15 protein-coding genes are annotated in these 13242 nt (G+C 69.7%); 8 read left to right on the top strand and 7 right to left on the bottom strand.

The features are described 5' to 3' along the window. Positions 1-32 precede the first annotated feature (32 nt). The 3 genes from ACYVGI_RS18965 to ACYVGI_RS18955 form a co-directional block, all read right to left on the bottom strand. The gene (locus ACYVGI_RS18965) at positions 33-725 is read right to left on the bottom strand and encodes a response regulator transcription factor (protein ID WP_055889002.1); all 693 of its coding nucleotides are present in this window, start codon (positions 723-725) and stop codon (positions 33-35) included. A 95-nt stretch (positions 726-820) separates the two neighbouring features. After that, positions 821-1243: an SRPBCC family protein gene (locus tag ACYVGI_RS18960; protein WP_460634135.1), complete on the bottom strand. Its 423-nt coding sequence runs from the start codon at positions 1241-1243 to the stop codon at positions 821-823. 66 nt (positions 1244-1309) lie between these two features. Beyond that, positions 1310-1747 (bottom strand): Lrp/AsnC family transcriptional regulator, encoded by a 438-nt coding sequence (locus ACYVGI_RS18955; protein ID WP_055891313.1) that lies wholly within the window; start codon positions 1745-1747, stop codon positions 1310-1312. A gap of 186 nt (positions 1748-1933) precedes the next feature. On the opposite strand from ACYVGI_RS18955, the gene ddaH reads away from it, so the two are divergent. The 7 genes from ddaH to ACYVGI_RS18920 all read left to right on the top strand — a co-directional run bounded on the left by ddaH (position 1934) and on the right by ACYVGI_RS18920 (position 9451). Then, on the top strand, positions 1934-2794 hold the full coding sequence (gene ddaH, locus ACYVGI_RS18950) for a dimethylargininase (protein WP_460634134.1): 861 nt from the start codon (positions 1934-1936) through the stop codon (positions 2792-2794). An 11-nt stretch (positions 2795-2805) separates the two neighbouring features. Then, positions 2806-4101: an ornithine--oxo-acid transaminase gene (gene rocD / locus ACYVGI_RS18945; RefSeq protein WP_460634133.1), complete on the top strand. Its 1296-nt coding sequence runs from the start codon at positions 2806-2808 to the stop codon at positions 4099-4101. 75 nt (positions 4102-4176) lie between these two features. Further along, positions 4177-5664, top strand: coding sequence for a peptide MFS transporter (locus ACYVGI_RS18940; RefSeq protein ID WP_460634132.1), 1488 nt, complete (start codon positions 4177-4179; stop codon positions 5662-5664). Between the two features lie 87 nt (positions 5665-5751). Continuing rightward, complete coding sequence (locus tag ACYVGI_RS18935; RefSeq protein ID WP_460634131.1) at positions 5752-6399, top strand: MOSC domain-containing protein; 648 nt, start codon at positions 5752-5754, stop codon at positions 6397-6399. Then, on the top strand, positions 6396-6704 hold the full coding sequence (locus ACYVGI_RS18930) for a hypothetical protein (protein ID WP_460634130.1): 309 nt from the start codon (positions 6396-6398) through the stop codon (positions 6702-6704). Before ACYVGI_RS18935 ends, ACYVGI_RS18930 begins: the two co-directional genes overlap by 4 nt. Before the next feature lie 190 nt (positions 6705-6894). Continuing rightward, positions 6895-7776, top strand: coding sequence for a LysR family transcriptional regulator (locus tag ACYVGI_RS18925; RefSeq protein ID WP_460634129.1), 882 nt, complete (start codon positions 6895-6897; stop codon positions 7774-7776). Positions 7777-7822: 46 nt separating this feature from the next. Further along, complete coding sequence (locus ACYVGI_RS18920) at positions 7823-9451, top strand: beta-N-acetylhexosaminidase (RefSeq protein ID WP_460634128.1); 1629 nt, start codon at positions 7823-7825, stop codon at positions 9449-9451. Between the two features lie 111 nt (positions 9452-9562). Here the strand turns inward: ACYVGI_RS18920 and ACYVGI_RS18915 are convergent, their stop codons facing one another. Together ACYVGI_RS18915 and ACYVGI_RS18910 are read right to left on the bottom strand one after the other, a co-directional pair. Then, on the bottom strand, positions 9563-10423 hold the full coding sequence (locus ACYVGI_RS18915) for an aldo/keto reductase (protein WP_460634127.1): 861 nt from the start codon (positions 10421-10423) through the stop codon (positions 9563-9565). Further along, complete coding sequence (locus tag ACYVGI_RS18910) at positions 10420-11391, bottom strand: aldo/keto reductase (RefSeq protein ID WP_460634126.1); 972 nt, start codon at positions 11389-11391, stop codon at positions 10420-10422. The genes ACYVGI_RS18915 and ACYVGI_RS18910 overlap by 4 nt, the downstream gene beginning before the upstream one ends. A gap of 114 nt (positions 11392-11505) precedes the next feature. On the opposite strand from ACYVGI_RS18910, the gene ACYVGI_RS18905 reads away from it, so the two are divergent. Next, a complete protein-coding gene (locus ACYVGI_RS18905) occupies positions 11506-12135 on the top strand; it encodes an MBL fold metallo-hydrolase (RefSeq protein WP_460634125.1) in 630 nt (209 codons plus the stop codon). Positions 12136-12193: 58 nt separating this feature from the next. Here ACYVGI_RS18905 and ACYVGI_RS18900 read toward each other — a convergent pair whose 3' ends face one another. Together ACYVGI_RS18900 and ACYVGI_RS18895 are read right to left on the bottom strand one after the other, a co-directional pair. Further along, positions 12194-12448, bottom strand: a complete 255-nt coding sequence (locus ACYVGI_RS18900) for a glutaredoxin family protein (RefSeq protein ID WP_460634124.1) — start codon at positions 12446-12448, stop codon at positions 12194-12196. Further along, complete coding sequence (locus tag ACYVGI_RS18895) at positions 12445-13191, bottom strand: nucleoside/nucleotide kinase family protein (protein WP_460634123.1); 747 nt, start codon at positions 13189-13191, stop codon at positions 12445-12447. The genes ACYVGI_RS18900 and ACYVGI_RS18895 overlap by 4 nt, the downstream gene beginning before the upstream one ends. Positions 13192-13242: the final 51 nt, after the last annotated feature.

Below are 13242 nucleotides of genomic sequence, written 5' to 3'. Positions count from 1 at the left end.
GCCGGGAAGAGCGTTGGCGAGCGCGGGGCGACTCACGAGGTCGCGACCTCGGCGTTCTTGGCGTCCAGTCGGTAGCCGCGGCCACGCTCGGTGACGATCGCGAGACCGGCGCCTGCCAGCTCCAGCTTCTTGCGCAGGTACGACACGTACTGGTCGATGACGTTCGTGCCGATGTTCTCGGTGGTGCCCCACACCGTCTCCAGGATGTCGGAGCGGGCGAGTGTCTTGTCCGGGTTCGTGGCGAACAGGCGCAGCAGCGTGAACTCGCGGCGGCTCAGCGGCATCTCGTGCCCGGAGACGAGGGCGCGGTGCTCGTGCGAGTCGATGGTGAGACGGCCGACCGTGACCTGGGGGCGCATCCCGGACGGTTCGCGGCGCAGCAGCGCCCGGACGCGCGCGGCCAGCTCGGCGAACGCGAACGGCTTGGTGAGGTAGTCGTCTGCGCCGGAGTCCAGGCCGTGCACGCGGTCCTCGATCGCGTCACGGGCGGTGAGCAGCAGGATGGGCATCGGGTTGGCCGCCTCGCGGATGTGGCGGCACAGTTCGAAGCCGCTCATGCCCGGCAGCATGACGTCGATCGCGGCCGCCGAATACGTGTCCGTGCGCAGCGCGATGAGCGCGTCGACGCCGTTGGTGACCAGGGTCACGTCGTAGCCTTCGGCCGTGAGGCCGCGCTCGACGAGGCCTCCCATGTCGGGATCGTCTTCGACAACGAGGAGCTTCATGGCAACATCGTGCCACCGATTCCCGTGGCCGCGCTCGGATCGGCTTTGATCCGGCAGGGCGTTTCCTGTAGGTTCTCGCAGATCATCCTGGGTTTTCAGCCCTCGACGGCCGTGCGCAGGCCCTCCAGGGTCGTGGCCCAGTTGCTGCTCATCCGGTCGGCTTCTGCACGGTCGGCGCATCCGCTCTGGGTGACGGTGACACGGGTGCCGCCGTCCTCCGGGCTGAGCGCATACGCGACGTCCTGGTAGCTCTCCGGCACGTCCGGCTTGCCGCTGAGCGGGCTGTAATAGCTGCTCACCAGGCGCTCGCCCGGCACGAACTCGAGGATCGTGCCGTGATCCTCGTACGGTTTCCCCTCCCACTCGCCGCGGTAGACGATGGGGCTGCCGACCCGCCACTCCGACTCCACGCGCGTGCCGTAGAGGTAGCGCGCGATGATCTCCGGGTCGGTGATGGCACGCCAGACGGCGTCCGGGGCGGCGTCGATGAGGATGGAGGCCTCTGCTGTCTCTGTCATCTCACCATCGTGCGCGCGTTCGGCGGCTCTGGCTTGAAGAAATGCGACGGGCAGAGCCCGCCTGGCTCAGGCGTTGCCGCGACTGATGAGGCGGGAGAGCACGATGGCGGAGCGCGTGTGGTCGACGTTCGGCGCGAGACGCACCTTCTCCAGGGCCGCCTCCAGGCTCGGGATGTCGCGCGAGCGGATGTGCACGATCGCGTCGGCGCTGCCCGTGACCGTGCCCGCATCCACTACCTCAGGCACAGCGGAGAGGATGCGCAGCAGCTCGTCGGGCGCGACGGTCCCTCGGCAGAACAGCTCGACGTACGCCTCGGTGCTCATGCCGTCGATCGCCGGGTCGACCTGGATGGTGAAACCGCGGATGACGCCGTCCGAGACGAGACGGTCGACGCGGCGCTTCACGGCGGACGCGGACAGGCCGACGACGGAGCCGATGTCCCCGTACCCCGCACGGGCATTCTGGCGGAGCAGGTCGAGGATGCTGCGATCGAGGTTGTCCACGAGCGCAAGCATACGGTGGATCGTTGCGTCGCCGCCCGGTGTTACGCGGAAAAGTTGCGCGGGGTGTGTAACGATTCGCTCTCGCTACAGGCAAATGCACGGAACTGGCGCGAACGCGGGCGATAACGACGATTACATGCGTCACAACGCATCCATTCGCCGACAATCGTGTGTGACACTATCCCCATGTCGATCACGCACGAAGACGCCGAGCCGCGGACAGACCGGCCGACGCGCACCCCGACGCGCCGCTCGGTGCTCATGTGCAGGCCGCAGCACTTCGTGGTCGTCTACCGGATCAATCCGTGGATGGACCCCGCCCTGCCGACCGACACCTCCCTCGCGGTGCAGCAGTGGGACACCCTGCACCGCACGTACGTCGACCTCGGATACGACGTGCAGCTCATCGACCCGATCGACGGGCTGCCCGACATGGTCTACGCGGCCAACGGCGGATTCGTGATCGACAACATCGCATACGGCGCGAGCTTCACCTACCCGGAGCGGCAGCCGGAAGGCCCCGCGTACATGGAGTGGTTCCGCGCCAACGGCTATGAGGTCGCCGAGCCGCGGAACGTGAACGAGGGCGAGGGCGACTTCCTGCTCGTCGGCGAGACCATCCTCGCGGGATCGGGCTTCCGCAGCACGGGCGCGAGCCACGAGGAGCTGGCCGCCATCTACGGCCGCGAGGTCGTCTCGCTGCGGCTGGTCGACCCGAACTTCTACCACCTCGACACCGCGCTCGCCGTGCTCGACGGGACGCCGGGGCAGGAGCACATCGCCTATCTGCCGTCCGCGTTCGACGACGCGAGCAGGGCCATCATCGCCGAACGGTACCCGGATGCGATCGTCGTCAACGACGAGGACGCCTCGGTGCTCGGACTCAACTCCTTCTCCGACGGGTGCAACGTGGTGATCGCATCCCGAGCCGTCGACTTCGAGCGGCAGTTGCGCGCGCACGGCTACAACCCGATCGGCGTCGACCTCTCCGAGCTGCTGCTCGGCGGCGGCGGCGTCAAGTGCTGCACCCTCGAACTGCGACGCTGAAAGGACAGCGCATGACGAACGACACCGACACGGTCGACCGGGCGGGTGCAGACACCGCAGCCCACCGCATCCACCCCAGCACCGCCGCGCCGAGCGTGCGCCAGGCCGAGGCGATCGAGCGGGAGGAGGAGCACACAGCGCACAACTACCATCCACTGCCCGTCGTGGTCGCCGAGGGGGACGGCGCCTGGGTCACGGATGTGGACGGCCGGCGCTACCTGGACTGCCTCGCCGCGTACTCGGCGGTCAACTTCGGTCACTCCAACCCGGTGCTGCTGGATGCGGCGCGTGCGCAGCTCGACCGCATCACCCTGACGAGCCGCGCGTTCCACAACGACCAGCTCGGGCCGTTCGTGGAGGCGCTCGCCGCGCTGGCAGGCAAAGACATGGTGCTGCCGATGAACACGGGCGCCGAGGCCGTCGAGTCCGGCATCAAGGTGGCGCGCGCGTGGGGATACCGCGTGAAGGGCGTGCCGGACGGTCGCGCGAACATCATCGTGATGGCCGGGAACTTCCACGGCCGCACGACCACGATCATCAGCTTCTCCGACGATCCGGATGCGCGTGACGGCTTCGGTCCGTACACGCCCGGCTTCCGCCCGGTTCCGTACGGAGACGCCGCCGCGGTCGCCGCTGCCATCGACGACGACACGGTGGCCGTGCTCGTCGAACCCATCCAGGGAGAGGCGGGCATCGTCGTGCCGCCCGCCGGCTTCCTGCCCGAACTGCGCGCGCTCTGCGACGAGCGACGCGTGCTCCTGATCGCGGACGAGATCCAGTCCGGCCTCGGCCGCACCGGGGCGACGTTCGCGTGCGACCTGGTGGGAGTGGTACCCGACCTCTACCTGCTGGGCAAGGCGCTCGGCGGCGGCATCGTGCCGGTCTCTGCCGTGGTCGGCAACCGTGATGTGCTCGGGGTGCTGAACCCCGGCGAACACGGTTCGACTTTCGGTGGGAACCCGCTCGCTGCCGCCGTCGGGCGAGCGGTGGTCGGGATGCTCGCGTCGGGCGAGCCCCAGGAACGCGCCGCCCTGCTCGGAGCGCGGCTGCACGCAGGACTCACCCGGCTGATCGGGCACGGCGTGCTCGCGGTGCGCGGGGCGGGGCTGTGGGCGGGGATCGACATCGACCCTGCGCTGGCGACCGGGCGCGAGGTGTGCGAGCTGCTGATGGAGCGCGGACTGCTGGCGAAGGACACGCACGGGTCGACCATCCGGCTGGCCCCGCCGATCGTGGTGGACCCGGCCGACCTGGACTGGGCCGTCGATCAGCTCGAGGCCGTGCTGCGGGAGTTGTCCGGGCGGTAGTTCGCGTTTGTCGGCGGCCGAAAGTTATCCACAGCTTCTCGATTACCGTCGCGCCGGATGCGTCCGAGTGGAAGCATGGGCGCCATGAGTGATCCGAGCACACAGGCAACGGCGCCTGAACGGCGCGACGGCGGCAAGACGTTCTTCGGGCAACCGCGGTCTCTCGCCAACATCTTCGGCGTGGAGATGTGGGAGCGGTTCTCCTTCTACGGGATGCAGGGCATCCTCCTCATCTACCTCTACTACTCCGCGGCTGACGGCGGCCTGGGCATCGACCAGGCGACCGCTGCCGGCATCGTCGGGGCGTACGGCGGGGCCGTGTACCTGTCGACGATCCTCGGAGCGTGGCTCGCCGACCGGATGTTCGGGTCGGAGCGCGTGCTGTTCTGGAGCGCTGTCGTCATCATGGCCGGGCACATCTGCCTGGCCATCCTGCCGGGAGTCTCCGGCGTGATCGCCGGTCTGATGCTGGTCGCGCTCGGCAGCGGCGGCCTGAAGGCGAACGCGACCCGCATCGTCGGCACCCTGTATTCGGAGAAGGACCCGCGGCGCGACGCCGGGTTCTCGATCTTCTACCTGGGCATCAACCTCGGCGCATTCTTCGGGCCGCTGCTCACGGGCCTGCTGCAGACGACGCTCGGGTTCCACTGGGGCTTCGCACTGGCGGCGGTGGGCATGGCGATCGGTCTCATCCAGTACTCGTTCGGACGCAAGCGCCTGCCGGAGGAGTCGCACGAGATCCCGAACCCGCTGCCCGCATCCCGTCGCCCTCTGGTGATCGGCATCGCCATCGCCGGGGTGATCGTGGTGGTCGCGCTGGTGCTCACCGGGGTGATCACGGCACAGAACCTCGCCCTCATCGTGATCGGGCTGGTGATCGTGGCGGCGATCGCGTACTTCGTGGTCATCCTGAGGTCGAAGCTGCTGAGTGCGGACGAGCGCAGCAGGATCCTGGCGTTCATCCCCCTGTTCATAACGAACGCGGCATTCTGGTCGCTCTACCAGCAGCAGTTCACGGTGGTGACGATCTACTCGGACAAACGCCTCGACCGCGACCTTTTCGGCTGGGAGTTCCCGGTCTCCTGGGTGCAGTCGATCAACCCGATCTTCATCATCATCCTTTCCGGCGTCTTCGCCGCGATCTGGACGAAGTGGGGAGCGAAGCAGCCGTCGACCCCGCTCAAATTCGCGGCGGGCACGGTGGTGATGGGCCTCGCGTTCCTGATGTTCCTGTTCTGGGCAGGCGGAGGCGAGAACAGCACGCCGCTGCTGGCGGTGGTGGGCATCCTGCTGGTGTTCACGATCGCGGAACTGCTCATCTCGCCCGTCGGGCTGTCCGCCTCCACCAAGCTCGCGCCGCACGCTTTCGGCGCGCAGATGGTGGCGCTGTACTTCCTGTCTGTGGCGCTCGGCACGGCGATGGCCGGCCAGCTCGCGAAGCTGTACGAACCGGCGACGGAAGGCATCTACTTCGGCGTGATCGGCGGCGTCGCGATCGCGATCGGCGTGGTGCTCGCGCTGCTCAGCCCGTGGGTGCTGAAGCTGATGCGCGGGGTGCGGTGATCATCGAGTGGTCCCGAATTGCCGTGGGCGCACGCGTCAGCACGGCAATTCGGGACCACTCGATGGTGCGTGAGGCAGACTGGACGCATGGCTGAGTTGCTGGAGCTGTGCCGCGTCGACAAGCTGATCCCGGATGCGGGGAGCGTGGGGGTGACCGCGATCGACAAGCGGCCCGTCGCGGAGCCGTTGCGGGTGCGACCGTATGGGCTGTACGGGGACGTGCAAGCCGACCGCAAGCATCACGGCGGGCTGAGCAAGGCGCTGTATGCGTACGCGCAGGAGGATGCCGAGTTCTGGGCCGGTCAGCTCGGGCGCGACATCCCGGCAGGCCTGTTCGGGGAGAATCTGCGGACGGCAGGGCTCGACGTCAACGGGGCCGAGATCGGTGAGCGCTGGCGGATCGGCGACGAGCTCGTGGTCGAGGTCACCTGCCCGCGCGAACCGTGCGCGACGTTCCAGCGGCGCATGGGGGAGCGGCAGTGGGTCAAGCGCTTCACCGAGGCCGGGCTGCCCGGAGCATATCTCGGCATCGTCAAGGCGGGCACCATCGGGGCGGGAGACAGCATCGAGGTGGTGTCACGGCCGGGGCACGGCGTCACCGTCGCATCGTGGTTCACCTCGCCAGACGCCCGGCAAGTGGATGCGCTGGAAGCCGCCGAGCGCGCAGGCACCGTGGCGATCGTGCCCGAGCTCGCGCACGCGATGCGCAAGATCGCGGCGCGGGTGAGCGCGTGACCGACGCGCGCGGTGCGGGCGGGGCTGGCGGTGCGGGCGGGGCTGACGTCGCCGGCGACGTCGCCGTCGTGGAGGCGTGGGTGAGCGAGTCGATTCTGCTGAGCTTCGACGGGCGCATCCTGGAGGTGTTCGGCCTCACCGACGTGCACCGGATGCACATCACGTTCCGCCCGACGATCACCGTCGGCAAGAAGCTGGTGTCGATCACGCCCACTCACGGTGGGCGTCTCAGTGTCTTTTACGACGCCGCTCGCGCCGACGACATCGCCGCGTTCGCCGCCCTCCTGCACGCCGCGCATCCCTGACCGTCGCGATCGAGCCCAGCCTTTTTCACCGCAATGGGGCAAAATGCGGTGAAAAAGGCTGGGCTCGATTGCGACACCGGGGGCCGTGGGCGCGTTCGGCGATCGCGAAGCCGACCGCGCTGCAGGGAACGGAACGCAACCATCAGTGGATGCGGTCAAGCCACCATCCATTCAGTCGTACCATTGCTGAATGGAACTCCGGCAGCTTGAGCACTTCGTCACCGTGGCGGAGGAGCGACACTTCACCCGCGCGGCAGAACTGCTGCAGATTTCGCAGTCGGGACTCTCCGCATCCATTCGCTCCCTTGAACAGGAGCTCGGGACCTCGCTGTTCATCCGCAGCACACGCAGGGTCGAGCTGACGACGGCCGGTCAGGCCCTGCTCGCCGACTCCGTCCGCACGCTCGCCAGCGCCGCCGCCGCCAGGAACGCCGTCGCGGCCGTGCGCGGCCTGGTGCGCGGTCGCCTCACGATCGGAGCGGAACCGTGCCTCGGCTCGGTCGACCTGCCCGCCGAGCTGGCCTCGTTCCGCACGGCCAACCCCGGCGTGGAGGTGCGGCTGCGCTACTCGGGCTCCGTCGAACTGGTGGATGCGGTCGCAGGCGGACGCGTGGACGTCGCCCTGGTCGTCGACACCGGCCACACGCCCGCCGGGGTGCAGTTGCGGCGGCTGAGCACGCAGCAGATGCTGGTGCTCTGCCACCCCGACCACCGGTTCGCGGCCGAGACGAGCATCCCGCTGGAGAGTCTGCGCGGCGAAGCGCTGATCGGTTTCCAGGAGGGCTGGGGTGCGCAGGCGCTCGCGCGGCGGGCTTTCGCGGCGGCCGGGTTCGACTACCGGGCGGCGATGGAGGTCAACGACGTGCATCCCCTGCTCGACCTGGTCGGATACAACCTCGGGGTCGCCATCGTGCCGACGAGCTTCGCACGCAAACGGCCGGACCAGTTGCGGGCCGTGGAGTTGCGCGGCGACGTGCCAGCGTGGAACGTCGCGGTCGCCGTCGCGGAAGAGCCGAGCCCCGCGGCCGGCGCGTTCCTGCGGCAGCTCCAGCCGGTGGGGGCGGCGGCGTAACGAGCGCCGAGCGGCCATCCTCGCACCCACCGTTAGGCTGGCGTCCGTGAGCGCCGCAGACCGACTCCTTCCCCGCCCGCGACACGTCGAGGACCGCTCGGGAGAGTTCGTGCTCGACGCCTCCACGCGCATCGTGGCCGACGAGCCCACCGCTGGACAGGCGGCGCTTCTGCGGGCGACACTGAGCGCATCCACGGGCTGGGCGTTCGACGGTCGCGGCGAGCAGGCGATCGCCCTCGCCGTCGACCCGTCGCTCGCGCGGGAGGGCTACCGGCTGTCGGTCGCGGCGGGCGGCGTCCGCATCACCGGCGGCAGCGCATCCGGGGTCGGCAACGGCGTGCACGCGTTCCTGCAACTGCTGCCGCCGCAGGTCTACCGGCGTGCGGCCGTACACGGGATGCGCTGGGTCGCGCCCGCCTGCGAGGTCGCCGACGAGCCTGCCTTCCGCTGGCGTGGTGTCATGCTCGACGTGGCCAGGCATTTCCTGCCGAAACACGACGTGCTCCGCTTCCTGGACCTGATGGCGATGCACCGCCTCAATGTGCTGCACCTGCACATCACCGACGATCAGGGGTGGCGCATCCAGATCCACCGGTATCCGCGGCTCACCGAGGTGGGGGCGTGGCGGCGGGAGTCGCAGGTCGGCTACGGGGCCGATGCGCCGGGCGACGGCCGCCCGCACGGCGGCTACTACACGCAGGACGACCTGCGCGAGATCGTCGCATACGCCGAGCAGCGCGGGATCACGGTGGTGCCGGAGATCGAATCGCCCGGGCACGTGCAGGCGGCCATAGCCGCGTACCCGGAGCTGGGTGTGACGGGCGAGCCGCTGGAGGTCGGGACGCGGTGGGGGATCATCCCCAACGTGCTCAACATGGAGGACAGCACGGTCGAGTTCTTCCGGAACGTGCTCGACGAAGTGCTCGACGTGTTCCCGTCGGCGTTCATCGGTGTGGGCGGCGACGAGTGCGTCAAAGACCAGTGGCGGGCGGATGCGCGCACGCAGGAGCGGATGCGCGAGCTCGGCGTGCGGAGCGAGGACGAACTGCAGAGCTGGTTCGTGCGGCAGCTCGACGACCACCTCACCGCGCGCGGGCGACGGCTGTTCGGCTGGGACGAGATCCTGGAGGGCGGCCTCGCCCCCGGTGCGACCGTCGCGTCGTGGCGCGGATCGACCGGGGCCGTCGCGGCGGCGCGGGCGGGGCACGACGTGGTGCTGTGCCCGGACGAGACGGTCTATCTCAACTACCGCCAGTCCGAGCATCCGGATGAGCCCATCCCGTTGGTGGTCGTGATCACCGTGCGCGACGTGTACGCGTTCGACCCCGTTCCGGCGGGGCTCACCGAGAGCGAGCGGGCGCACGTGCTCGGCGGCCAGGCCAACCTGTGGACCGAGTACATCGACTCGCCGCGGACGCTCGACTACTTCGCGTTCCCGCGGCTGTGCGCGCTCGCCGAGGCGCTGTGGACGGCGGGCGACCGCGACTACGACGCGTTCGCATCCCGGCTGGATGCGCACCTCGCGCGGCTCGACGCGCTCGGCGTCGAGTACCGGCGCGCCGACGGCCCGCTGCCCTGGCAGGCCAGGCCGGGCGTCCCCGGCCGCATCGACACGCGGGCCGCCCGCGCGGCCACTGTCGCCGCCCTCACCGCCAACATCGCCCCCACCCCCTGACCGACGCAATCGAGCCCAGGGTTTTTCACCGTATTCGCGCGGAATAGCGTGAAGAACCCTGGGCTCGATTATCGGGGGAGGCAGGGAGCAGGGAGCGGGGAGCGGGCGGGGCTAGGCGGCGTCGAGGGCGGCGAGCTCGTCGGGGGTGAGGGCGAGGTCGACGGCGGTGGCGGAGTCGCGGATGGACTCGGGGCGGGACGCTCCGGGGATCGGGATGACGTGCGGGCTCTTGGCCAGGTGCCAGGCGAGCGCCACGACCTGCGGGCTCACCCCACGCGCATCCGCGACCCGCTGGAACGGCGCGAACCGTTCGCCGAGTCCGGCGGCGGACGAGATGCCGCCGAGCGGGCTCCACGGCAGGAACGCGATGCCGAGCTGGTCGGCGAGCTCCAGTTCCGGTTCGCTCGACCGGAAGGCCGGCGAGAACTGGTTCTGCACCGAAGCGAGCCGACCGCCCAGGATCTCCTGCGCCTGACGGATCTGCTCCGGGTTGGCGTTCGAGATCCCCGCAAGGCGGATCACGCCGTCGTCGAGGAGGTCGCGGATCGCTCCGACCGAATCCTCGTACGGCACCTCGGGGTCGGGCCGGTGGAACTGGTACAGCCCGATCGCGTCGCCGCCGAGCCGTGCCAGCGACGCCTTGGCCGCCTCCTTGAGGTACTCGGGGCGCCCGTCGACGTACCAGCTCCCGTCGCCAGGGCGGAGGTGACCGCCCTTCGTGGCGATGAGGACACTGGATGCGTCCCCGCCCCAACTGCGCACCGCCCCGGCGATCAGCGACTCGTTGTGCCCGACCTCCCCGGCGTGCAGGTGGTAGGCGTCGGCGGTGTCGAAGAAGGTGATGCCCGCATCCAGGGCGGCGTGGATGGTCGCGATGGAGCGGTCATCGTCCGGTCGGCCCTCGATCGACATGGGCATTCCGCCCAGGCCGATCGCGCTCACCTGGACGTCGGCGATTGTGCGTGTCTTCACCAGGCGTAGTCCTCCGGTGCTGTCTTGTGGCCGGGGAAGATCTCGTCCAACCGGGCGAGAGCCGCCTCGTCGAGGGTGACGTCGAGGGCGCGGACGGCCGCATCCAGTTGTTCGCTGGTGCGCGGGCCGATGATCGGCGCGGTCACCGCGGGCTGGGCGAGCAGCCAGGCCAGCGCGATGTCGCCCGGCTCGTGGCCGAGTTCCTCGGCGAACGCCTCGTACGCTTCCACCGCATCCCGGTGCTTCTCCAGCGTTTCCGCTGCGCGCCCTTCGAGGCGGCGCTTGCCCTCGTTCTGCTTGCGCAGCACGCCGCCGAGCAGGCCACCGTGCAGCGGCGACCAGGCGATGACGCCGACGCCGTTCGCCTGCGCGGCGGGCAGCACCTCCAGCTCCACCTGGCGGGTGAGCAGGTTGTAGATCGACTGCTCGCTGACCAGCCCGGTGTAGTTGCGCCTGCGGGCCTCGGCCTGCGCGGTCGCGATGTGCCACCCGGCGAAGTTGCTCGACCCCGCGTAGAGGATCTTGCCCTGCGCGACGGCGACCTCCATGGCCTGCCAGATCTCGTCCCACGGGGTGTCCCTGTCGACGTGGTGGAACTGGTAGATGTCAATGTGGTCGGTCTTCAGCCTGCTGAGGCTGGCGTCGAGCGCGCGGCGGATGTTGAGCGCGGACAGCTTGCCGTCGTTGGGCCAGTCGCCCATGTCGCCGTACAGCTTGGTGGCGAGCACGGTGCGCTCGCGGCGGCCGTCGCCCTGAGCGAACCAGTCGCCGATGATGGTCTCCGTCGCGCCCTTGCCGCGGTGCTGGCCGTAGACGTTGGCGGTGTCGAAGTAGTTGATGCCGTACTCGTGCGCGGCATCCATGATCGCGAACGAGTCTTCCTCGCTGGTCTGCGGCCCGAAGTTCATGGTGCCGAGAGCGAGCCGAGAGACTTTCAGGCCGGACCGGCCCAGGTGTGTGTACTCCATATCGCCAGCATCCGCCCGCGCGAGTGAGCTGTCCAACAGGAGATGTGGATGGGATTGTGCAGGCTGGCGAATGAATGGATGCGGCACCCAGTGCTGCGGTGCGAAGCTGAGCGTATGCAGCTCCTCACCGACGGCGTCTACCGCCTGCAGAATGCCACGGGCGCGAACGCCTACCTCGTCGACACCGGCAGCGCTTCGGTGATCGTCGACACCGGAACGCCAGGCGGCGCGACGAAACTGCTGGCCGAGCTGCGGGATGCGCGCGACCTGTCACCGGTGACCGACATCGTCCTCACGCACTACGACCCCGACCACGCCGGCTCGGCGGCCGTGCTCCAGAACGAGACCGGCGCGCGCGTGTGGATCGGGCAGGCGGACGCGGCCGTGCTGCGCGGCGAGGCCCCGGCGCCGACGCGCTTCCGACGCTTCCTCGGTCGCGTCTACCCCGGCACACCCGTTCCTGCCGACCTGCACGAGATCCCGGGGACAGGCGAGACGGAGATCGTGCCCGGGCTCGTAGCGATCCCGGCCCCGGGGCACACGGACGGACACGTGGTGGTCGAAGCGCGCGGCGTGATCTTCGCCGGGGATGCTGTGCGCGTGTCGAAAGGCCGGCTGGTGCAGATGCCGTGGTTCCTCATCAGCGACAAGGAGAAGGCGCTGGCGACGGCCGACCTGATCGCATCCCGTCGCCCGCGCCTGGTCTGCCCAGGGCACGGGGCGCCGGGGCGGATCGATGGGTGAAGGGCGCGCGGCTGCTCGGCCTTCGCTGCTCGGCCTTCGCCGCTCGCTCCGCTGAGCGTCAGCGGCTCAGCGCCGCCTCGAGCTCCGGGTCGGTCGGCTCGACGAGGTGGGAGCCGTCCGGGAAGACGATGACAGGGATGTTCGTGCGGCCGCTGATCGACTGGGCGACGTCGGCCTTCTCGGGGGTCGCCACGAGGTCGACATAGTCGTAGTCGGCGCCGAGGCGGTCGAGGAGGGCCTTGGAGCGGATGCAGTCGCGGCACCAGTCGGCACCGAACATGGTCACTTTGTCGAACTTTTCAGCGGAAGTCATGATTCGAGCCTAAACGCAGCAGGCTGAGAGGCGTCTACGCGCGAGCCGTCCACCATGCGGGTCGCGCGCATCCGGGTGGCCTCGATGAGCGTGGCGTTCGCGCCGTCGACGTCGCGCGCCCACCCCTCTGCCGCCTCCGGGGTGCGGCCGTGGCGGGTGTGCCGGTCGATCAGGCGGGCGAGCCGCACGGGCTCCGGGGTGGAGACGAACCAGCTCTCCGCCAGCAGGCCCGGGATGCGCGACCACGGCTCAGCGTCGACCAGCAGGTAGTTTCCCTCCACCACCACCAGCCTCGTCTCCGGTGCGATGGCGATGCCGGCGGCGACCGGCTCGTCCACGGTGCGGTCGAAGCCGGGGGCGTAGACCGTGTGCTCCCGGTCCGTCGCCACGCGTTCGAGCAGCGCGACGAAACCCCAGGCGTCGAACGTGTCGATCGCGCCCTTGCGGTCGTGGCGACCGAGCGCATCCAGGGTCGCATTCGCGAGGTGGAAGCCGTCCATCGGCAGGGAAGCGGCAACGGGATGCGCGCCGTGCTGCCCGCCGCCCTGCCCGCCGCCCTGCGCGCCCTGCTGCGCCGCGCCCGCTCGCGCGTTCACGCGCTCCACCACCGCGCGCGCCAGCGTCGTCTTGCCCGACCCCGGGCTGCCCGCGATGCCCAGGAGCACCCGGCCACCGCGCGCCGCGCGCAGCACCTCTTCCGCCCGCGCGGCCCACTCTTCGCTCACTCCCTCATTCTCAGCCATCGAGCCCAGGGTTCTTCACCGCAAAACCGCGGAATACGGTGAAAAAGCCTG

This window comes from Leifsonia lichenia (assembly GCF_054780215.1).
The sequence above is the reverse complement of the archived record's forward strand: the minus strand, read 5'-3'. Positions and strand labels throughout refer to the sequence as shown.

Coding starts and splice junctions, on each gene's coding strand:
- ACYVGI_RS18965 (WP_055889002.1), bottom strand. CDS start 725: ATGAAGCTCCTCGTTGTCGAAGACGATCCCGACATGGGAGGCCTCGTC.
- ACYVGI_RS18960 (WP_460634135.1), bottom strand. CDS start 1,243: ATGACAGAGACAGCAGAGGCCTCCATCCTCATCGACGCCGCCCCGGAC.
- ACYVGI_RS18935 (WP_460634131.1), top strand. CDS start 5,752: ATGGCTGAGTTGCTGGAGCTGTGCCGCGTCGACAAGCTGATCCCGGAT.
- ACYVGI_RS18900 (WP_460634124.1), bottom strand. CDS start 12,448: ATGACTTCCGCTGAAAAGTTCGACAAAGTGACCATGTTCGGTGCCGAC.
- ddaH (WP_460634134.1), top strand. CDS start 1,934: ATGTCGATCACGCACGAAGACGCCGAGCCGCGGACAGACCGGCCGACG.
- ACYVGI_RS18925 (WP_460634129.1), top strand. CDS start 6,895: ATGGAACTCCGGCAGCTTGAGCACTTCGTCACCGTGGCGGAGGAGCGA.
- ACYVGI_RS18895 (WP_460634123.1), bottom strand. CDS start 13,191: ATGGCTGAGAATGAGGGAGTGAGCGAAGAGTGGGCCGCGCGGGCGGAA.
- ACYVGI_RS18910 (WP_460634126.1), bottom strand. CDS start 11,391: ATGGAGTACACACACCTGGGCCGGTCCGGCCTGAAAGTCTCTCGGCTC.
- ACYVGI_RS18940 (WP_460634132.1), top strand. CDS start 4,177: ATGGGCGCCATGAGTGATCCGAGCACACAGGCAACGGCGCCTGAACGG.
- ACYVGI_RS18905 (WP_460634125.1), top strand. CDS start 11,506: ATGCAGCTCCTCACCGACGGCGTCTACCGCCTGCAGAATGCCACGGGC.
- rocD (WP_460634133.1), top strand. CDS start 2,806: ATGACGAACGACACCGACACGGTCGACCGGGCGGGTGCAGACACCGCA.